Genomic DNA, 20,157 nt, shown 5'->3' on the forward strand with positions numbered 1-20,157 from the left:
GGGCGCTTCTGGTTGGTTCATTATGAACCGGGACTCGGTTCACATGATATGTAGACCCTCCCCTTGGCGGGAGGGTCTGCTTTTTACAGGCTATCTCACCAGACGGTTTCTTGCTTCCAGTGCTGATGCGCAGTCATGGCCTGTCAAATACTGTGCCGCATCCAGCCATTCCTGTTCACTGCATGCACCTAAAGGGATCGCGGCAGTGAGCCTGTGCAGCCGTTCACTTTGCTGGGACAGCCGAAGATCAGAAAGAATTCCGCATCCCATTTGATAAGCCAAATAATCCAGTAGATCGATCTCAACCAGCATTGGACACCTCCGTCATACCACATGATACAGATTGGAAGTAAAACTCCCATTCTCCCGCCAGCGTGGGTCCTTTTGCAGCAGACCAGCCCTGCAGAGATCATCCAGTGCCCGCTTGACCGTAGAGCGGGAAAGCCCCAACTCCAGAGCAATGGTTCTGATGGCCGGCCAGCAGCGTCCCTCGCTGTCTGCCCGATCTTTGAGGTACATATAGACGCTCTTGGCTCTGTGGCTTAGATTGGAATTGTAGATATTTCTAAAGCTGTTCATTCTGTTTCCCTTTGTCAAGGCCGAAATACCGTTTTGTGGGAATCCGGTGCGGCCTGAATTCCCTGAGCCATACCGCCAGCGGATGTGCCGACTCCCTGCGGCTGCTCACTATCCATTACAATCGTCCCATAGTGGCGGCGGATGATGGACTCCTCCAACTCCTGCTTGTCAGCATAGGCAACGAACCGCTGGGCCTTCTCCGGCACTTCATAGGGCATGCCGAACCGGATGCCCCAGTCAAGGAACAGCCGCAGCTTGACCTTCATGGGGTGGACGCCGGTCTTGGCCACAATAAAGTTGCCCTTGGGCATGGACTTGAGTTCATCCGGGGTCATGAGGGGACGCTCCATCATCTGGAGGGACTGGCTGGGATCGTTTTTTCCGCGGGAGATACTGCCGCTCATTACCGTCCGGCTGCCCAAAGACTTGGACAGTTCCACCGCGGTCTGACTGGCCGGGGCGAAGCCGCCGTAAAGGTTGACCTGGCAGTTGTCCACGATGATCTCAGAGCCCTCTTTTCCATAGTTTTTCTGCAGCTGTCCCGTAATGCTCTGGACGATAGGCACCAGCATGAGTCCTCTGGACCGGGAGGCGGAAAACATCAGCTCCAGCGACTGGATGGGCGGGCATGTCCCAAGCTCATCTGCAAAGAAGACCACCCGGTTCTTGAGCCGCCCACCGTTCTCATCGGCCACGGTGAGGATCTCCCGGTACAGATTTTGGAGGATCAGGCTGACCATGAAATACTTGGTCTGATCCTCCTCGGGCAGTACGATAAAGATGGCGGATTTCTCATTGCAAAACTTCTCCGCGTCAATGGCGGTGTCAAAGCAGAGGATCTGCTCCATCTCCGAGTCGAGGAAGGCGTTTAGGCGGGACAGTACCGTTGAGATCACGGAGGCCATGGCCTGCTCCGCCGTGTTGAGGGCGGACCCGGCAAACCAGCGGGCCTTATGATTAGGCGGGAGCTTTTCCAGCAGGAGCTGGAACTGATTCTTTCCCTTCACCCGGCTGGGGGCCAGCAGTTCCTGCACCAGCTTGAACACCGACACGATGTGGCGCTTTTCAATGGGATTGCCGTCCGCGTCCTCGGTGGGCAGATACTCGGCCACCAGCAGGAACATGGCGGTCAGCAGGCCCTCGGCGGAATCGTAGAAAAAGGCGTTTTGCCCATACTGGGCGCTGTCGCCGCCGCTGGTGTTGATGAGCGTCTTGGCGAGGATCTTGGAGTATTTCTCCGCCTTAGCCTTTGCCGCCAGGTTTTTGGGGTCGGCTTTATAGATGTCCATGTACTTGTTGATCAGATGAAGCAGATTGTTGCCGTCCGAGCGGGTGGGATTACGCAGATCCAGCACAGCGATCTGGTATCCGTAGCAGTCCTTGGCGATACCAGCGTAGTTGCGGAACAGGTCGCCCTTGGTATCCGTGCAGAGGAAGGACATCCCGCTGGCGAGGGCATATTCGATGTTGGGGTACAAAAAGAACGCGGTCTTTCCGGCGCCGCTGGCGGCGGTGACCATAGCATGGATATCATCGGTGTCCACCAGAGCTGTAACATGGTCTTTGAGCCCTTCGCAGCCAAGGACAAGGCCCTGCTTTTCCGGCAGATGCTCTCCCTTGCGCCACAGCTCTGGTTCAAAAGGGACATGGGCATAGGTCTGCCGAATCTCCTGTTTGGTAGCCCATCGTGCTGTCCCGTGCTGGCCGTCGCCCACAGTCTTGGATTTGATTCCGTCAAGGGTATAGTAATGGGAGAGAAACGCGAGGCCGCCGATCACGAGAAACATGATGGCGCCTACCACGATAAGTGTTATAACTTGCGTTGGCACATGATCCTCCTTTTGATATCTACGCCTTAATATCAGAAGGGGATGTTCAGTTTTCGCTTTGTCTGCTATAATAAATGGGTATGAGGTGATTGCTTTGATTTGCGCATGTGACCATTGCTACTATCTGTTTGAGGCGCCGGAGCTGCCGGAGCAATGCCCGGACTGTGGAAAGCAGGCAACCCGGCCAGCCAATAAGCAGGAGCGGGCAGAATATCTCAGCAGACAAACAAGCAGCCAGGAAGAAGCGGAGGAGTGGGACTGAGCCATTCCTCCGCTTTGCTGTTTCAGGCTTAGGCCATCACTGGCTCAGCTTCCCTCTGGGTCTTTTCCTCTTTCTGCCGCCGTTTGATCTCGTCGGCCTCGTACTTGACCGGCACCTTGGCACAGGAGATGGCCAGCTCCAGCCATGCGCTGGCCACCTCTTTTTTCTCTGCCTGGGTACGGATACCCTGGCAATTGTTCTTGGCCAATACGCTTTGGAATTGCATGGCGATCTCATCCGCCCGGTTCTTGAGGATACCCCGGTTCTGATGAGGCAGGATGTGGCTTTCTAAAAACCGGACGCCCTGCTCAGTGGTCAGCGCGGTACCCATCTGTTTGCACTCCCGCAGCACCACCGAGAGGGCCAGCGCCGCCATGGTTTCCATGCGCTCCATCGCCTGGTCAAAGCGTCCCCAATGGAGGTCGTTCCGGTACCGCAGGAGCAATCCGGGAAACTGGTAAACCGCCCGGTCCGGCTGAACTTCCTTGCACCTGGCTCCGATTCGCCGGCAGACGAGCCCCGCCACCGCAAACTGCGGATGCTCCTCGGCGGGCTGGGCCTCCAGTCCATTCCACGCTTTCAGATCCTCGTCCCAGTCTTTGTATTCGGATTGCAGCGAGGCAATTTGAGAATAGCCATGCTCCCGCAGAATATCCGAGAGCCGGCCGGCGGCCTCGATTCCGGCGGCATCGTGATCCAGGCAAAGGATGGCTTTCCGCAGATTTGGATTTTTCTCCAGCATCCACAGCATAGCATGTTCCGCCGTACCACAGAGAGCCACATAGCTGTGCTGCTGCCAGCCGTCCGGGTACAGGGTGAGAAAGGCAAGCAGATCGATGGGGGCCTCGAATACATAGAGACGGTCGCTGGTACCGACCCAGTGGAAACTGCACCGGAGATCACTGCCCTCTATGTTGCCCCGGTAGCTTTTGCCTTGGGTATAGAGCCCCCGCTTGTGGGCATGACGGGCAACGCCGCGTTCATCGAATCCTACGAACACGGCGTTGTGATACACCTTTGTCTGATCTATGGACAATTCCCGGCTCTCATAGATCAGTCCTTTCTGTGCGAAAGCGCTTAGTACCTCCCGGCTGATGTGCCTCTGCTGGAGCAGATAAGCATATACCCGCCGCATGGTCTGGTTTGAGGGAGGCAGGGCAAATTCCTTTGGTGGCTCTTTTTCTTTTTTCTCCGCCGGTACATACACCTCCCCCTGTTCACCGTTGAGCAGACGGGTCACTGCTTCAGGGTAAGTCAGGCCGTAGAAATTTTGGACAAAGGAGATTGCATGGCCACCCCTCTCTGCAGCATGATCGTACCACTCATTCCCATGCACAGTAATACTGTGATCCGAGGTGAGGCGTTTGTCCTGGCCGGAGGAGATGAGTTTCTCTCCCTGGCGTCGCAGGAACTCCACCAGATCAACTGAATTTGCCCGGAGCTTTTGCTCCTCCGTAAAGTGGATATATGGCATCCTGCACCTCCCGCAATAATCAATGCTGCCTGTATTTTACACAGTTCATCTTCTCATTGATTTCTCCCCTTGAGCTTCCTGTGGAACAGGATGGGCTTGCTGGGGATCAGTTTTCTCTTTTTCAGCCTTTGAATGTCCTCAGCATGGGATAACAATGTCTGCTGTCTAAATTTCCTTTTCTGTTTCAAAAAAGAGCCTCCCTTACAATTTCATCTCCGGCTCATGGTCATCCGCCTTGTGGCCCTGAGCGATTTTCTTCGCCTTGATTTTTCGTAGGAGCTTCCGGTCCACAGCCACCCGGATACCGTCAGAAGGTGGCTGGCTCTGCTCCTGAAAGATGTTGGCCAGATGGTGGAGCAGTGAAATGACTGCCGCTGCAGGCGGTTGGCCCAGCCAGTCATCCATGTGTTCCAGAAAGTATTGAGCGTACTCATTCCCCTGATCCGCCGCCAATTGGAACCACTTGATCGCATTGCTCTTGTCTTTTGGAACCTCTTTCCCAAGCAGATAGAGTTTGCCGAGGGCATACTGGGCGTATTGATTGCCCTGTTCCGCTGCGGCAGTGAGCCAGCGAATGGCGGCTTCCGTGTCTTTCGGTACCTCCTCGCCCTGGAGCAGCAGCTTTCCCAACCGGTACTGGGCGAACTGGTTTCCAAGTTCCGCGGAGAATGTGAGCCACTTCAGTGCGGATGGCGGATCTATGGGCAGACCTGCGTCACCAGAAAGGTACAGCTTGCCAAGGGCAAAAGCGGCGAAACTGTTTCCTTGCTCCGCCGCAAGTGTGAACAGATTCACCGCCTTTTGAATGCCTTTTTCCACGCCCTGACCATCCCGATAGATTTTGCCGAGCGCGTATTGAGCACAGTCCTGGCCGGCTTCCGCCGCCTTTGTCAGCCGCTCCAATGCCTGGGCTGTCTGCTCCGGTGTAGAGGATGGATCATTGAAAATCATCCGGGCCAGTTGGTACTGCGCGTGGGGATTGTCCAGTTTGGACGCCTGTTCAAACCACTCCCTGGCTGCCGCCTCATCTTTACCAGTCCCTACACCATGGAGGAGCATCCATCCGATGCGGTACTGCAATTTATCGTCATGGCTCTGCTGCTCCAATTCGAGAAATCCGGCGAAGGCTTGCCGGTACCACTGTTCCGACGCTTCGGCGTCCTTCTCACAGCCAATGCCGTCCCGATACATCTTTCCTAACTCGTAGGCGGCATAGGGGAAGTCCTGCTGTGCGGAGGCTGTGTATAACTCCAGCGCCCGCGCATCGTCCTGTTCCACACCCTGTCCACAGCGAAACAGGCCGGCAAGGGAATATTGCGCATACTTGTACCCTTTGTCTGCGGAAAGTTGGAACCACCGGGCGGCATCACCATAGTCCTGCTCACAGCCGAGGCCCGCGGCATACAGTTTGCCGATCCGGTACTCCGCATAGCGTTTTTTCTTCTGCCTCTCAACAGCATAGAAAGCGGCCAGCGCCTTGCTGTACCACACATGGGCGGCCTGCATATCAATCTTCCGGCCCAGCCCGTCCGCAAGCATCCGGCCCAGATCGTGCATGGCCAGCGCATTGCCTTTTTGCGCCTCCTGTTGGAACAGGGTAAACGCCTGCTCAAGATCCTGGGGCTGATCCTTGCCGCCAAACAAACAGCGGCGGGCCAGGCGGTACTCATCGCTCCAGTTCATCTGCGCTTTGGCTGGCGCAGACACCGTTTTGTCTGGGACATCGTCCGGTGGGGACTCCGAGAAATCATTCCAGTCATTATCAGGCTGGGGCGCCTCCGGCAGCGGCGCTTCTTCCTGGTCCTCCACAGGGACACGGTCTTGCTGGTCATCTGGATGGAAAACCTGCTGGCGCGCCCCCAGTGTTACCGCTTCCTCAATGACGATGTTTTTGATCCGCTTGAATTCCTTCTGCTGGGAAAGGGGAAGGCGTGGAGGCAGGTCGTCCTTGTAGGTGCGCAGCACATCTTCCCGCAGTTCATACCACAGGGCATAGGCTGCGGCGACACATGGCTCTTTGGTCAGCTCGTCCACAATCTCATCCACCACAGCCTTCAGCGGAGCCTTGAGGTAGCCGTACTGCTTCCGGCCTCCGGTGTGCCGCAGGCGTTCCGCCAGATGCTCCATGAGCTTCTCCATGCGGTGGTTGACCACGGTGCCGCTCCACATCTGTTCAATCAACTGCTCCAGCACAGAGCGGGCGTCCTCATTCAGCGTGTTCCTACTCTGGGTCTGCTTCTGGTAAAGCTCCGTCAGCTCCTGCCGGAAGATCTCTTTTGCCAGTCCCGACCTGATTTGGGCGATGCCCTGCGTGGTGAGGAAGCCTTTCGACGGATCGGCGCTGTAGCAGACCATGTGGATATGGGGATGGTGTGCTTCATCATGGAATGCAGCGTACCACCGGAAATCCTCCCAGGGGATCTTCATCGCCTCCGCCATTTCCATGGCATACTTGGAGAGCAGTGCTTTCCATTCTTCCGCCTTGTCATAGCCGAGGCGGGCAGCGTCTTCCCGCCGCAGAGAGATGATGGGCAGCCACACATTACCGGGGTGGGCCGCGACCGCTTCCGCTACCTGCGCCAGTACGAGCTGGTCTTCCTCGCCGGTAAACAATCCATGGGAACCGACGCGCTGGGCGCGGGGGCGGGTGGCGATGTACTTCAGATAGTTATCCTTCTTGGCGATCTGGTCATAGTTGTCCTCCAGAGCGCAAGTGATGAACTCCGATGCGTTGGCGCATGTCGGCTCGGCTGCATAGTCCTCGTATTCAAACATCCCACGGCTGAGCGGGAAGTCCCGCAGAATCTGTTCCACCATCTTTTTCTGCTTTGAGGTGGCCGGCCACTCACTGCGTCCCGGATCGATGCGCTCCACACCATTCCGTGTGGCCATATATTTCACATAGTTTTCAAGATGAGCGGTGGCGGAGGAGGTACCGCCCTTGATGTAGGGGCACTTGAAAATCAGGCGCGGCACAGACTGTCACCACCTTTGTGCATCACTCCACGCCCCGCTGGTAGTCGATGGCGTCCTTGAAGCTGATGCGCCCATTGGTCTGCTTCACTTCACGGACGGACCGGGCGCGGAGTGTCTTGAGATCCTCGTCACTGATTTCCATGCCCGCCGCCAGTACATTCATCATCATGTTGACCTCAACCGCCAGTTTGAAGAGCAGGCGGGCGATGCGGTTCTCACTGTCCTGGACGGTTCCGCGCATGGCTGCCACCAGTGCGGGCGGCAGATATGCTGTGGCTTCCTTGCCGGAAACATAGCCGGCATAGAAGCGGATTGCCTTTTCAATAAACTCGTTCTGGCTCTGGCAGTTATCCCTTTCACAGAGTTCTTTGACCAGTTGCTGTGTTTCGGGAGCAATACGCAGAGCGAACTTGATTTTTTCTCTCGCCATACTTTCCTCCAATCAAAAATCCCTGACCTTTGCATGGCCAGGGATTCGTTTTCTTTGAGAGGCTTCTTTACTTCAAAGCTGAATGCCGCCCATACTTTGCTTTTGTGCCTCCTTTTCTGTCCATATCCCTGTTTTAATGCCGGATAAACGCCGAAGCGATGGGCCATTCCAGCCGTGGTGACCCCCGGTGTGATCCCATCCCCTGAAAAGTGACCCCCGCAAAACCGTTCCCCGGCCCGCATTGCGGGGCGGTGTGAGCCGAGCGGGGGACGCTTTGCGACCCCCGCTCTTTATCCCGCACTGTTTTCGACCCCTCGGTTCACCCTCGCTAAAGGCGAAAGTGAGAGGCCATCAACGCAGGACGGTCACTGCTCATTTTAGGAACGGCCCGCACAAAGCCCCCACAAATCGCCGGGAGGGACGGCAGGGGTACGGATGCCACCCAGCCCCGGAAAAGGGCACACCGGGCCGCACAGGGGGCAATGGCGGGGGAATGCGCTCCACTTCACAAAAAGAGCCGTGCTGCCGCACGGCTTCTCATGGAGCATCGGCTATTGGTTTGCTCAGTTCTGTGTGCAGGCCATAGACACCTGGGCCCCCTCGTTCTCTGTCTGGCTCTTGATGATCCAGTCCGTCAGGTTCTGGCATTCACTCAATTCCCTGGCCAGTGCGTACATTTCACGGCGGCCATCGGCGCTGTTCAGCTTCACTGCTGTCTCGAACAAGCCCCAGATATTATCCAAGGTTTGGAGGCCGCTGGCGTTTATCGGCAGGTCTTTTTCCTCCATCACATGATTCACCTTTTCGGGATTGGCTGCTTGGGCAACTGCGATTTCTTCCTGACGGATCAAGTCCAGCCACCGCTGTGTGTCTGGTATTGGAAGTCCCCATGCCATTCCAACCTGTGTCACAGCCTTTCGATATGGAGTTACATCCACGGCTGTTCCATAGAGTATAAGGTATGCAATGGCCTCCTTTGCGAGATTTTCCTGCAGTTTACATACTTGTTCGGCTTTCATTCGTTGAACCCCTTTCTTCGGATTTTTGGTTTGTTTCAGGCGCCGATTTGCTGCCCATGCAACAACACAATGCCACACTTCCGAAGAGAAATTCATTCATCACTGCCAATAAAAAGCGGCCTGGAAAGCTGTGGAAAGTCGATAAAATTTACCGAGCGGCGTTTCCTACAGCCGAATCTCCAGCCCTTCTTCCGCCTGCTCCCGCAGCAGGGCGGTCCTTGTTTCCCCCAAGCTCTGTCCATTCTGTTGGTGACAGTAGGCGTCCATCTGGTTCCACAACTGGACCTGTTCCGCGGGAGTCAGCGGGTAGGAAAACTCAAACTCATGACCGTTAGAGCAGACGAGACATACGGTCAATGCGCTGTCTATCCGCCCGGTCTTCCAGTCAAAATTGGCGTACACATTCAGCCAGTCATCGTTGAAGGCGGAGGCAACATTGGTACCAAATACTGCGTCAGGATCGAAGTTTATGGGGATATAGAAGTTCAGTTTCCCATCGCACTCTGTGATCTCATCGGTGAAGGACACCGTATCTACCGGCAGCCTTTTGGTACCTGCAGTGAGTTCCGGAGGGGCTTCACGCTCCATATCCAACTGTGCGTAGCAATCGTTCAGCGTTTTCCCGGTCCTGCCGAAGCAGTCCGCTTCCATCTGTTTTCGCAAAAGAGCCCGTTCTTCTTTTCCCAGGGGATAGGTGAAAAGTTTCTGTACCACTCCATCCTGGCAATGTAGAGTAAGGGAAAGGGTGGCGTCGGCCTCCTGCCGTGCGGCGTCGTAATTGCAGAGAATATCCAGCCAGCCCCCCGGCTCTAAACAGTCCGCCGCCGGGCCAAGAACCTCCCGCTGGGCCTCATCGCTGGTGAAGTCAAACTGAAAATTCAGTCCATGGCCTGACAGAATGATCTCCTCCGAGAAGGTAAGATCGCCCTCCCGCAGAGGTCGGATTCCTCTGGTTTCAATCGAACCAAAGGTCTGCAATTCAATATTCCGGCCGTACAGATAATCTGCAAGTCTGCGCCATTGTTCGTTTCTCTGGAGGTTGCGAGTTCGGTTGGCGTGGTAGGCGGCCGTAGATACATCCTTGTTTTTGAAGGTCTGACAACCGTCTGCGAGATTCAGCGCGGAACACCAGCCGGCATCCAGATCAATCTCAAACGCACCTGTTACCTTGCCGGTATTTTCGAGGCGCAAGGCGGCCAATTCATCAAACCGCTCCCGCGTAATGGGCTTTGTCTTATAAAAGTGGTGGGAGAAACCGCCCTTCACCGCCTCGGCGCCTCCTTGCAGATAACGGCGCAGCCGTATGGCCACATCCAGAAATTCCTCGCCATTACCCGTTGAGAAGATACTGTCATGGCCATTCTCCCGAATATGAAAAGCCGCATAGACTTTCTGGTCTTCCGCTGCCTGTGCTGACTCCAGTTCTTCCTTTGTGATAGCTGTTTCAATCTGTACCCACCGTTCTAATGGAACAGTTTCGTTGTACAGCGTTATCAAATAATCCTGCAGATGCCGTTTAACATTACTGCCTTGCGCCTTCAGCGCCTCCTCCAGCGCCGCCCAGCGCCGCTGATCCAGCCACGCCTCGGTAGATACAGAATCGGCCATTATTCACCCCCCTTCTTCTCGTCAAAAATATCCGGCGCGGCGCTTCGAGGGGACCGGGCAGGCCGCGGGCGGGGCTGTTCCTCTGGCTCCGCCATGCTTTCAATATACTCCCTGGTCTGAGAAGGCACATATTTTTTGTAGAGCTTCTCCATGAACGTATCCAGTTCCAACTCTAAAGAGGTACCGTTCTTTCCCGCATAGAACTGGACGGCTTTGAGTTTTTCCTGCTCAAATGAAACCGTGACTGTGGCTTTTTTCATCGTGATCCCTCCATTACAGAAACAGTTCCATGGCATGTTCTGCCCTGGAACTGTTGGCAAGTGTTTCATCGTATTGTGCCAGAAGCTGTGAATTGACGCCGTCCAGAACCAGTTCCACTCCATAGGGGCCGGGGCGGATGGCGGCAATCTTGGCATCCAGAAGAGCCGAGAATTCTTCTTTGCCCTGGGCGGTCAGACGGGGAAGGTCCGCTGCGGGTACCCAGCCAACATCTTCGGCGGCATGAACTAAATAGACATCATGATCCGGCAGTCCAAGTGTCAACAGATCCCGCAGATGGACGGCCGGGGCTTCCGCCAGCGCATGGAGCTGCTGCTCCTGCACAGGCTCTGGTGGAAAATACACTCTGGTTTCACTGCCATCCCTGCAGAAATAATCGACCTTTCTCCACTCGCCGCCATGGGCAACCTGCAACTCCCCAAGATGGCTGTATCTCCAGTTCCGATTATTTTCCTTGCACCACTGGACTACATGGTCGCTGACGCTGCCGGACTTCCAGTCGAAGGTGAAGAGAGTTTCACCCTTCTGCCGGAGCAGTTCCGTCCACTGTACCCGGTCTGTGAAGCCCATACTTCGGGCAACAAACGCCTCACACATCCGGATCGCCCAGTCGGACGGCTCTGCCTGATGTTCATGTTTCTTTCTGAACTCCTCCAACTGCCAAAGCAGATCCAACTGATCCTGTTTAATATTGATGTTTCTTTCCTCCTCTTTCGTGTCATCCTTTGACTGTTTATCCAGCGATAGATTGTTTCCAAAGGCTTCCGTCAAGCTCTCGTAGATGCTCTCCGTATCCCATTCGCCAGCGGCAGTCAGCCGGCCAGCGATCTCCTGCAGGGTCGTTTCCTGGGCAAGCATCTCATCGCCGGAGATAAGCCAGGGCCACATCTTCGAGGTTTCCTGCTCAAAGCGAATGTAGTCCACGATGTCCTGGTATGCGTCATCGCAGTCAGGCTCATAGCGGTGGGCGAGATCGAAGCCCATGGCCTCAATCTCCTGATTAGTCAGTCCCAACTCATTGTGAAGCGTCTTGTAGAGTTCCTCACTTCCGTCATGCTCCGCAAGGAAAGCTATGAGCCTGTTCTGGATTCTGTTGGCGCCTGCCGTTGGAAAATGGTTTGCCAGGGCATCCAAGCTCTCCCGCAGGCTGCCGGCCCGGTGGTCATATTCCAACCGTATTCGCCCATTGTCCAGATCAATGACCGCCCGCTGTTCCGCAGCCCCGCCATGACCAAGGTCATGGCTCAGGGCCTCCGCTTCATCTGCAAATACCCGTCTGAGTGGAGTGCCGCGTTCAGCGGCAGCGAGAGAAAGAGCCTCCGCGAAGCTGTTATTCTCATTTTCCGTGATGGCAGCGGCCCGCGCTAACAGTGGATACAGCCCCACAAGCCCAGTTCCATCCTCGCCTACAAAAGCGGTTTGCCGTCCCTGTTGCTCTACTTGATACAGCACTGCCATAGTATCCCTCCCATCGTTTTATTACCGTGTTCTGTCTGTTTTACATAGAGAGATCCTGTTCCTCACCCATCTCCACATCCCACATGATCCGGACCTCATTCAGGTAATACCCAGCCAGTTCTTTGTCCTCGCAAAAGAAGGGGACGATGCCGCGGACCCCATAGTGCTCCTCACCAACCGCTGGGTTGTACCGCCCAAGCACATAGTGAAGGGGGACTTTTTCCATTGTGAAAAAAGTTCCCCGCACAGAGCAAGTCTTGTCCTTTTCATCCACGCTCTCTATTACTCCACCGCGTAGATCGAAATCGCCGGGGCCTCCATATGGCTCGGTAGCGACAAACAGCACCTTGTCTCCAGCCGTCAGCTCCTTAGCTAACAGGCAGTCCCGCATACGGGAAATGATTTCATCACGGGAGGTGAAGCTCTCGGCCTCCTGAATTTCATCGCTCTCCAGTTCGAGAACGGACAGAGCCTGCTGGTACACGGTATGAAGCCGTTCATCCGGCACATCTGGGTCAAGGCAGTAACCGAAAGCCCCTGGAGCCAGGCGGGTGATTCGTTCCTCATCTGGGATCTGTTGTAATTCTTCATAGGCGGAAAGCAGATTCACCAGCTTCCCTGATTTTGGGAGAAGGTCAGACTGCACCTCAGATGCTTCGATCTGCTCGTCCACATATTCATCATACAGAGCGAAGCCGAGGCATCCAATTTCATCGTTGCAGATTTCCAATGTGTTATGAAGGATATCGTAGAGGCTGCTGTCATCGAAATACTCTGCCATATAGTTCAGAATGCCTGATATGATCTCCTCCTTCCGCTCTGCGGAAAGAGAGGGGGCGGGCTGCTCCGGCGCCAGGTTTTTGCAGTAGTCCAGATAATAGCAGACATCAAAGCACTCGTCTGTCAGGGTGACATCCGCCGCCTCCGGCCGCTGCTCCAGCTTCTCAAGGAGCATGGTATCGAAGCCGTTCCCGTCCTCTATCACCAGTCCCATTTGCTCATAAAGCTCGCTGAAATAATAGCACCAGCTACCCTCGTTGGTGTTTTCCGCTCCCTCCCTGATGATCTTTTCCACTGCCTGCTCCAGAATGGAATCAACCACCGCTCTTGCTCCGGGCAAGTAGGCAAAGTGTTTCCCCCCATCATAGGCAAAAACTCCGTCTTTATGCCCCTCTCCCAAAACGAGGACACCCTGGTAGATCCGTCTGCCGTGTTCATCAGCATAGAACGGCTCTGCAGCCCAGCGGCCATCCTGGTGAGGGCCATTCAAAAAGTCTTGGAATTCCTCGTCCGGCAGCGTAACCAGCCGAACTGCCTCACACTCAAAGATGTGGAAGCGTCCGGCCTTGGCCGGCAATTGAAGTTTCAGCCGCAAAATATCATCCTCCAGTCTTCGGTAAATAATAGCGGGGATTGGTACGCTCCCCATTGACCCGCACTTCAAAATGCAGATGCGGACCTGTAGACCGCCCAGTGGAACCGGAGAGGGAAATGATATCCCCAGCCTCCACTGTCTGGCCAACCTGGGCCAGTAGACGGGAATTGTGGCCATACAAGGTGGATAGTCCATTGCCGTGGTCGATTATCACATAGTAACCATAGCTGCTGTTATATTGGGAAACTGTGACCGTCCCAGGCAGTGCGGCCCGGATAGGGGTGCCTGTGGGTACTGCCAGATCTATCCCGGTGTGTCCCCGTGTCTCGCCAGTGAAGGGGTCGCTGCGATACCCGAACTCCGAGGTGACCACGGACTCCCAGCCTGCTCCGATGGGAGAGCAGAAGCCATCCACCCCAATGAACGGGACATCAGCCCCAGGGAACCAGCCGCCGCTTTCCCCGCTGGGGCTGCCATAAAGGATGAGATGATAGATACTGTCAGCGTTGGCCTGATGGTCCGCGGTGACCTCGACTCCAATGGCATGGCTGATCCGCTCATAAATTTCAGCCAGGTCTTCAATAGGAACGGCCACCATGTAGGTTTCTGTGGTCTCCACCTCATTGCCTTCTTCGTCGGTGGTGGTAACCGTTCGGGTTCGCTCCTCATAATCCACGAAACAGTCTGCAAACTCATGGATGACATCTGTATCTGGCTGTTCTGCGGCGAAATACAGAGCATAAAAAATGGCCTTGACGCGGGTATCGTCAAGGCTTTTTCCCTCTTCGCATTGACTATTGATCTCCGCGATCACTTCGTCCAGTTGGTCAAAGCTGTTCCGCATATCCTCGATGTATCTCCGGTACTCCGGCGTGGCGCTGGCGGAAATGGAGCCGCCGTGGAAGCACAGCTCCACGGCGGATATATTGTGCTGTGAGGTTCCTGAGAGGATGGCGCAAAGCAGAACCACCAGAACGATCAGCGGGGAAAGGATAGCCACAATGACCCAGCCCACCTTTTTGCGGGCTTCCTCATTGGAAAGAATTGCTATCGCCGCTTTGACGGCCGCTGCAACGGCGGCACTCATAGGCTCATACCTTTCATGGACGAATCCTCCGGCTGTGTACTGTTTTGCAGTTCAGACCAGTACGCAGCCAGCGCCTCCATGGTTTCCGTGTACCCATCGCCTTTGGGCCGATGCTCCGCCCACAGCTGGTACTGCTCCAGATCGATCCCCCGATCCAGCAGGAGCTTGGCGGCGCCGACCGCCTGATTGCTGACGCAGGCATAGAGAGCGGCGTAGTTGTCTGGCTCCACCGGCATCCCGTGTTCCAGCAGCCTCTCTGCCATCCACTCCTGATGTTGGCCCGTGAGGGTGCGCAGGATGCCGGCCACCTCATTGCCCGGCCGGACGCCCTTGTCCACCAGATCCACTGCGGTCTGGAAGTCCAGCTTTTCGGCAACCCAGCGGAGAAGCTTCGGGGGCGCGGAAGCAATCTGCTCCGGCGTGCATTGGGCGATCAGGTCTTTGGCGATGTTCCGGCAGTCATTTGTATAGGCATAGAGGATCACCTCACCGTGGAGAGATGGGAGCGGCTCCGAAAAGCGGCCTTCCGACTCCTTCACCAATGTTTGTACCCGCCAGCTGTCTCCCGTTTCCACCGCCCGCTTACAGGCGGCGAGATATGCCTCCGGGGAAAACCGTTCCACCGCCGCGAGAAGCATCAGGGTCATATTTCCACCTACGGTTCCGGGGCGTCCCGCCACCTCGATCAGCAGGTCATCCGTCTGGCCTGATACCCTGGGATAGAGGTTTTTGAAGGCGTCAAATTCTCCGTCCCGAATGGCCAGCACGGTTTTATCGTAGTCGCTGATGTGCAGGGGGTACCGTCCCACCTCATCCATATAGGCGGTGATGCTCCCGGTCATCCGGCGCAGGAGCTGCTCTGTCTGGGACATGGCCTGTTCCTGCCGCTCCCGCTGTTCCGCCAAAGCCTGGATGATGGTGCGCTGTTCCTCGGGATTCAGATGGACAATCATGTCCGACGGTTCTGCCCGTTCCCCCAGACGGAGGTACCGGGCATAGGTTCCGCGGTCCCCGTGGAACGCCTTGGTAATGGCGGAGGAGATGAGGAACATCCGGTCCAGAGCCGCGCCGGTTTCGTCCAGCGTCTTTCCGGTAATGAAACTCCTGGTAACCGGCCGGTTGTTTTCATACCACTTCAGGTACACATCTAAATAGACGCCCTCGCTGCCGCCGTAGTCGGTGGTACAGAAGATGTCGGCGTCTTTGGGGATCTCCCGGCCATTTTCCCATTCCCGGTCCATAAGAAAATACTCGTTCGGCAGGTACCCCATACCCTCCAGGCGGTGCTTTAACTCCTCGAAGACCTCCTGAGCGGTGCGCTGTCCGGCATACTGCGCCCGTCGGGGATCTCCCGGTAACGGCTCCCACTGTTCCAATTCAATTTTTTTCATTCGAATTCCCTTTCTCTTTTATAGATCTGCTGCTGGCAGTTCACCTTTCATACAGCAGGAGCAGGGCAGATTCTCATCTGAGAAAGCGCCCGGAATCGCCAGCTGATTTTCATCGGCACGGATAAAATCCCGCCAGGCCCAGTCCCTGCCCAAGCCCCGCACCGCTGTGAGGTTTGGCCTGGCTGCGTCTTCAATTGCCAAAGCCCTCCGCAACAGATCCGGGTAGCGGTGGTAGAGGGTGCGGATCTCCCACCGTTTCATCGAAGGGCAGAAGAAGCAGGATGATTTCCCAGGCAGAGGGAGTCCGGCATCCCGGATTGCCTGGATGCAGTCCTTTCGGCTCCAGCCCCACTCCATCAGGGGATATTCCTTCTGGTATTTTTTATCCTGAAGGTCATGAGGAAGAGCTTTGGCCAGACGGCGCTCCTCTCCGGCGTCGTATCCAATGAACTTGACGATCTTTTCTCCTTTCGCCCAGGCATCAATGCAGGGCTGGTAGTGCCTGCAGAACTTTTCCTGCGGGGCAACCTTGTGCTTGAGGGAGCATTTTTTGTACCCATAAGCAATGGAGGGCAGCGTTCCTGAGCGGAGGCACTCCTGCTCCAGCGTCAGCCTCTGGCCGTTCTTCTCGGTGTACCACACCCGCGTGATCGCCGGCATCCCATGGTTCTCCAGCCAGCGGCTCATGGTGTCCAGGTAGGCGTAGGTATGCGGCTGCTCGGCTCCGGGATCGGCAAAAAGGATCAGGTCGACTGGGACATGGTGCCGCCACAATCCTATCAGCATTGCCGTGCTGTCCGTTCCACCTCCATACCCGACCACATTCATCGCCCGCCCGCTGTGCCGAACAGCGCCTCCTTATAGGCAGGAGCGTGAACCTCCAGCAGGTACCGCTCGTTGCCGCATTTGAACAGGCACACACCCCGCTGGGGGAATCGGATGAGGTTGTACTCCGCCTCCTCCAGCTGGAGCAGATCCATATAAAACCGCTTGTCAATGGAGCCGCAGTTGAAGATGAACTGGTGGGGCGGGATAGCGAACAGAGGCTTGGTCAACTCCCGGATGCCCTCCCGGTCAAAGTCCTCCAGATTCTGCGAGGCCATGATGAGGTTGGATTCCTTCTTGCGGACCCGCTTGAGTGTGTTGCGGATATACTCGATGATGGTGGTACCCACCGACACATTATCCGACAGCCACACATACAACTCGTCCAGCGCCGCTGTGGTGTTGCCGATGGTCAGCAGGCGGTCGGACATATAGGACAGGATGTTGAACAGCATGGCACCGCGCACATTCTTGCTGGCCTGTAGCAGCCCCTTGACCCCGAAGACGATAAAGCGGGAGGAGGTCACATTGGTGTGCCCGTTGAAGAACTGAGCCTCGGCGCCCTGGCACATGGAGTGGAGGCCCAGCAGGATCTCCTGCAGCAGTTCCGCTGTGTAGAGCTGGTGGCAGTTCCCATCGTACTCTCTGTACTCCTGCTCAATGAGTTTATAGAGGTCGGAAAGGATGGGATAGTCCTGGGGCTTGAGGCCGGCGAAGTTGGTGCTGTCGCTGATGCCCCATTTGGCGTACAGCTTGCCCACCATGATCTCAATGGCGTCGATGTGGCGGTCTGAGAAATCCTTGTAGGCCCGGAAAAAGTCCTTGAGAAAGGAGATGTGCTGGGAGAGCCGGGTGGATTTGCGGAATGCCTCCGGCGAGTCCCTGTCCTCCGGGCCACTGCCGTCATCCCAGCACTTGGGCTCCAGCGGATTGATGCGGTACACGCCGCCCATCAGATCCATGAAGCAGCCGCCCACCGTCTCACACATATCCTTTTGTTCGTGTTCCACATCCAGGGAAATCACGGATTTGCCCGCCTCGAGGAAGTTGAGCAGGAGCAGTTTGAGCAGATAGCTCTTACCCTGGCCGGAGTTGCCGAGGATCAGGATGTTGGCGGAGGTCTTATCGTCATCCCGCTTATCAAAATCTACGAGGATATTGGCCCCGTACTTGTCCTTGCCGATGTAGAATCCGTGAGGATCGGTCTTGCCAGAATAATTGAAGGGATACAGGTTGGCCACCGAGCTGGCCGGAAGGACCCGTTCAAATTGGGCGCCGAAGGCGTTGCGGCCGGCCGGCATAACAGAAACAAAGCCCTCCTGCTGACGGAGCATAAGCCGGTCCACATTGAGCTTGGAGCGGACCAGTTCGGTCAACACATCGGTCTGGAGCAGCTTGAGAGCGTCATAGTCCGGGGCGGTCAGCTCCAGGAACACCGCACAGTGGAGGAGCGGCTCCCGGTTGCGGTGCATGGAGGAGACCAGGGTAACCACATCCTGCAGGTTGGCCTCGGCGGTGACAGTCTGCTGGAGATCCTCGGTGCTGGAGCGGGACATTCGGTGCTTGTTGGCGGCGTTGTGGATGATCCGGCGCTCCTCACTGGGGGTGACCTGCCGGGTGTAGATGCGGATGGTGACCCCGTCCATCTCGCCCAGATGCCGCAGGATGGCCTGCTCATCGGTAGAAGTGGGGTACTCCCGCAGCGCCCATACACAGCGGCAGGTGTTGCCGCACAGGTAGTGGTCCACCTTGAAGTCGATGACCGAGGGGGCGACCATGTCGAGGAAATCCTTGATATATGGTTCCTCCACCACAGGCCGGGGAGAGTTCTTTGTTCTGTTTTTCGGCAATGAAAAAACCTCCTGTCCAGGCCGGCAGGAGATCTTTCATTGTGCTGTTCTTTTTCCTTCCTGATATGGCCCGGAAGTTCTCCTGACGGCCATATCAATTAAATTGCGGGACGCAGATCAGTCATTCAGAATGATCCAGCGTTCCCCGTCGTAATCCTCATATTTTTCCGTGGTGGCGTTCTGCTCAAAGTACACGCCCAGCATGCGCTTGAGATCCTCGCCGCTGGCGAGGCTTACCTTGAAGCCCTGATCCTCGAGGCTTTTCTGGATGCGGGAGAGGTGGGTGTGCAGCTCCATCCCTGTTTCCTCACGCAACCGGACCAGTACGAAGAACTCACGGGCGGTCGCCATCTGGATTTGCAGGCGGTCCAGTGATTTAGCGTCCGCCTCCAGCAGCCGGCTGATGACCGGCAGGTCCTCCTCGGCAGCCCGCTGGCGGTAGTGCCTCTTGTTGTCCTCAAAGCTCTCCTTGGAGTTGAGGGCCAACATCTCGATCTCAGCCTGCCCCTTGAGGACGGTCATGAGGGCATAGATACGGCTGCTCACCGCATCCGGCGGCTGTACCGAGAGGTTGGTGGGCTTGATGGCAAAGAAAATCAGCCTCCCATGACTGGTCTTTAGGCCGCTGTCGGTGATCTCGTCGATCCCGATGAGCTGCCGGGTAGTCTGTTTGGCCGTTGCTTCTTTTTTTCTGCTCATTTTCTATCACTCCTATCCGTTGATGGATTACACAGCCCCCAGGCATAGGTCTGCTGGCCCAGGAGGAAATATCGGATTGCATAGCGCAGGAAGTCCAAGATACTGGTATCCTCCAGCCGAATCGAGAGGAAGGCATAGGCCGCAGTGATTACCACTGGGGGCAGGAAGCCAAGTTGGGCCATGGCAAACACAGAGATCAGGGCGCCCACGCCAATGATAGCGATGTCCCGCAGTTCCCACAGCCACAGGACGGCTTTGGATTTCAGGTTGTCCGGGTAAATATACAATACAATCACCTCCGCATGAAAAAGGAAAAATTAGAAGGGAGGCCCTGTGTGGGCCTCCCTCGTCTCGTCATTCTGCTCCGTCTTCGCTCAGAGAGTCTTCGGTGGTTTCTTCCGGTTCCGCGGGTATATCAGCCGAGGTGCCTATATCTTCCACTCTCTCGGGGGTATGGGGAAGGTTGTCTGGGCTGTCATCTGGATTCGGCTCTTCCTGTGCATCCAGTTCCCGCAGGATCAGCCCAGCCACAAACCCTTTCTTACTGAGGCCCTTATGTGCCTCAAGATACTGTTCGATGCGCTGGAACAGTTCGGCGGATATCCCGTAAGCGATGGGGCGACCTTTCCCTCCGCTGCTCATGTCCCTGCGGAGTTCCGTGACCTCACCCGTGTTCCATCTGGCCAGTTCATCTTCAATCAGCCCCAGAACAAACGCCTTTTGCGAGAGCTTTTTGCCGTCTTTCCAATGGGTATTCAGATATTGTTCCAGCCGCTGGTGCAGTTCCTCAGAGATCTGGCAGCCCAGAGTGCGGTTCCCGGTCTGCCCGTCGAGTCGGGCGAAGTATTCCGTCAGCACCCTGGTCAGATATTCACCGTTGGTGATGTCAGGCCCCTTATCCTCCAGCACACGCCTGTGCAGTGATTCTGGGATTTGTCCGCATAGATTTTTCAGATTTTCCATTGCGTTGTGCTCCTTTCCTGATTTGCAAGGCCAAGTATACCGAAAGTCATGGA

The 20,157-nt window shown here is 56.0% G+C and carries 18 protein-coding genes; all 18 read right to left on the minus strand.

From position 1 onward, the window contains the following. Positions 1-90: 90 nt before the first annotated feature. The 18 genes from ACESY8_RS00605 to ACESY8_RS00690 all read right to left on the minus strand — a co-directional run bounded on the left by ACESY8_RS00605 (position 91) and on the right by ACESY8_RS00690 (position 20,104). Positions 91-312: a hypothetical protein gene (locus ACESY8_RS00605; protein WP_498794355.1), complete on the minus strand. Its 222-nt coding sequence runs from the start codon at positions 310-312 to the stop codon at positions 91-93. A gap of 12 nt (positions 313-324) precedes the next feature. After that, on the minus strand, positions 325-579 hold the full coding sequence (locus ACESY8_RS00610) for a helix-turn-helix domain-containing protein (protein ID WP_498794356.1): 255 nt from the start codon (positions 577-579) through the stop codon (positions 325-327). A 14-nt stretch (positions 580-593) separates the two neighbouring features. Beyond that, complete coding sequence (locus ACESY8_RS00615; protein WP_498794357.1) at positions 594-2,408, minus strand: type IV secretory system conjugative DNA transfer family protein; 1,815 nt, start codon at positions 2,406-2,408, stop codon at positions 594-596. Positions 2,409-2,698: 290 nt separating this feature from the next. After that, complete coding sequence (locus tag ACESY8_RS00620) at positions 2,699-4,144, minus strand: DUF3991 and toprim domain-containing protein (protein ID WP_498794358.1); 1,446 nt, start codon at positions 4,142-4,144, stop codon at positions 2,699-2,701. Between the two features lie 201 nt (positions 4,145-4,345). Further along, positions 4,346-7,120: a MobP3 family relaxase gene (gene mobP3, locus ACESY8_RS00625; RefSeq protein ID WP_498794360.1), complete on the minus strand. Its 2,775-nt coding sequence runs from the start codon at positions 7,118-7,120 to the stop codon at positions 4,346-4,348. Between the two features lie 22 nt (positions 7,121-7,142). Further along, positions 7,143-7,550: a hypothetical protein gene (locus ACESY8_RS00630; protein WP_006876451.1), complete on the minus strand. Its 408-nt coding sequence runs from the start codon at positions 7,548-7,550 to the stop codon at positions 7,143-7,145. A 563-nt stretch (positions 7,551-8,113) separates the two neighbouring features. Then, positions 8,114-8,569, minus strand: a complete 456-nt coding sequence (locus tag ACESY8_RS00635; RefSeq protein ID WP_498794362.1) for a hypothetical protein — start codon at positions 8,567-8,569, stop codon at positions 8,114-8,116. Between the two features lie 165 nt (positions 8,570-8,734). Then, a complete protein-coding gene (locus ACESY8_RS00640; protein WP_498794364.1) occupies positions 8,735-10,177 on the minus strand; it encodes a hypothetical protein in 1,443 nt (480 codons plus the stop codon). Continuing rightward, positions 10,177-10,437 carry a DUF6103 family protein gene (locus tag ACESY8_RS00645; protein ID WP_498794366.1) on the minus strand — a complete coding sequence of 87 codons (261 nt, stop codon included), beginning with the start codon at positions 10,435-10,437 and terminating at the stop codon, positions 10,177-10,179. The genes ACESY8_RS00640 and ACESY8_RS00645 overlap by 1 nt, the downstream gene beginning before the upstream one ends. Positions 10,438-10,450: 13 nt before the next feature. Continuing rightward, a complete protein-coding gene (locus ACESY8_RS00650) occupies positions 10,451-11,914 on the minus strand; it encodes a hypothetical protein (protein WP_498794368.1) in 1,464 nt (487 codons plus the stop codon). 40 nt (positions 11,915-11,954) lie between these two features. Continuing rightward, positions 11,955-13,016, minus strand: coding sequence for a hypothetical protein (locus tag ACESY8_RS00655; RefSeq protein ID WP_498794369.1), 1,062 nt, complete (start codon positions 13,014-13,016; stop codon positions 11,955-11,957). Between the two features lie 277 nt (positions 13,017-13,293). Further along, complete coding sequence (locus ACESY8_RS00660; protein WP_498794370.1) at positions 13,294-14,376, minus strand: M23 family metallopeptidase; 1,083 nt, start codon at positions 14,374-14,376, stop codon at positions 13,294-13,296. Next, positions 14,373-15,767, minus strand: coding sequence for an ankyrin repeat domain-containing protein (locus ACESY8_RS00665; RefSeq protein WP_498794372.1), 1,395 nt, complete (start codon positions 15,765-15,767; stop codon positions 14,373-14,375). The genes ACESY8_RS00660 and ACESY8_RS00665 overlap by 4 nt, the downstream gene beginning before the upstream one ends. Before the next feature lie 18 nt (positions 15,768-15,785). Further along, complete coding sequence (locus ACESY8_RS00670) at positions 15,786-16,595, minus strand: adenine nucleotide alpha hydrolase family protein (RefSeq protein ID WP_498794374.1); 810 nt, start codon at positions 16,593-16,595, stop codon at positions 15,786-15,788. Beyond that, a complete protein-coding gene (locus tag ACESY8_RS00675; protein WP_498794450.1) occupies positions 16,592-18,370 on the minus strand; it encodes a VirB4 family type IV secretion system protein in 1,779 nt (592 codons plus the stop codon). Before ACESY8_RS00675 ends, ACESY8_RS00670 begins: the two co-directional genes overlap by 4 nt. A gap of 189 nt (positions 18,371-18,559) precedes the next feature. After that, entirely contained in the window at positions 18,560-19,141 is a 582-nt protein-coding gene (locus ACESY8_RS00680) for a hypothetical protein (protein ID WP_498794376.1), read from the minus strand. Next, complete coding sequence (locus ACESY8_RS00685; protein ID WP_006876463.1) at positions 19,138-19,428, minus strand: hypothetical protein; 291 nt, start codon at positions 19,426-19,428, stop codon at positions 19,138-19,140. The genes ACESY8_RS00680 and ACESY8_RS00685 overlap by 4 nt, the downstream gene beginning before the upstream one ends. Positions 19,429-19,495: 67 nt before the next feature. Further along, positions 19,496-20,104, minus strand: coding sequence for a hypothetical protein (locus ACESY8_RS00690; RefSeq protein WP_498794378.1), 609 nt, complete (start codon positions 20,102-20,104; stop codon positions 19,496-19,498). Positions 20,105-20,157 lie beyond the last annotated feature (53 nt).

This window comes from Clostridium sp. ATCC BAA-442, assembly GCF_964239415.1.
Taxonomy (GTDB): domain Bacteria; phylum Bacillota; class Clostridia; order Oscillospirales; family Oscillospiraceae; genus Flavonifractor; species Flavonifractor plautii.

Excerpts from the sequence above, each read along its gene's own strand:
- ACESY8_RS00610 (WP_498794356.1), bottom strand. The coding sequence starts at position 579 with ATGAACAGCTTTAGAAATATCTACAATTCCAATCTAAGCCACAGAGCC.
- ACESY8_RS00660 (WP_498794370.1), bottom strand. The coding sequence starts at position 14,376 with ATGAGTGCCGCCGTTGCAGCGGCCGTCAAAGCGGCGATAGCAATTCTT.
- ACESY8_RS00680 (WP_498794376.1), bottom strand. The coding sequence starts at position 19,141 with ATGAGCAGAAAAAAAGAAGCAACGGCCAAACAGACTACCCGGCAGCTC.
- ACESY8_RS00640 (WP_498794364.1), bottom strand. The coding sequence starts at position 10,177 with ATGGCCGATTCTGTATCTACCGAGGCGTGGCTGGATCAGCGGCGCTGG.
- ACESY8_RS00605 (WP_498794355.1), bottom strand. The coding sequence starts at position 312 with ATGCTGGTTGAGATCGATCTACTGGATTATTTGGCTTATCAAATGGGA.
- ACESY8_RS00650 (WP_498794368.1), bottom strand. The coding sequence starts at position 11,914 with ATGGCAGTGCTGTATCAAGTAGAGCAACAGGGACGGCAAACCGCTTTT.
- ACESY8_RS00670 (WP_498794374.1), bottom strand. The coding sequence starts at position 16,595 with ATGAATGTGGTCGGGTATGGAGGTGGAACGGACAGCACGGCAATGCTG.
- ACESY8_RS00635 (WP_498794362.1), bottom strand. The coding sequence starts at position 8,569 with ATGAAAGCCGAACAAGTATGTAAACTGCAGGAAAATCTCGCAAAGGAG.
- ACESY8_RS00675 (WP_498794450.1), bottom strand. The coding sequence starts at position 18,370 with ATGGTCGCCCCCTCGGTCATCGACTTCAAGGTGGACCACTACCTGTGC.
- ACESY8_RS00690 (WP_498794378.1), bottom strand. The coding sequence starts at position 20,104 with ATGGAAAATCTGAAAAATCTATGCGGACAAATCCCAGAATCACTGCAC.
- ACESY8_RS00620 (WP_498794358.1), bottom strand. The coding sequence starts at position 4,144 with ATGCCATATATCCACTTTACGGAGGAGCAAAAGCTCCGGGCAAATTCA.
- ACESY8_RS00665 (WP_498794372.1), bottom strand. The coding sequence starts at position 15,767 with ATGAAAAAAATTGAATTGGAACAGTGGGAGCCGTTACCGGGAGATCCC.
- ACESY8_RS00630 (WP_006876451.1), bottom strand. The coding sequence starts at position 7,550 with ATGGCGAGAGAAAAAATCAAGTTCGCTCTGCGTATTGCTCCCGAAACA.
- ACESY8_RS00645 (WP_498794366.1), bottom strand. The coding sequence starts at position 10,437 with ATGAAAAAAGCCACAGTCACGGTTTCATTTGAGCAGGAAAAACTCAAA.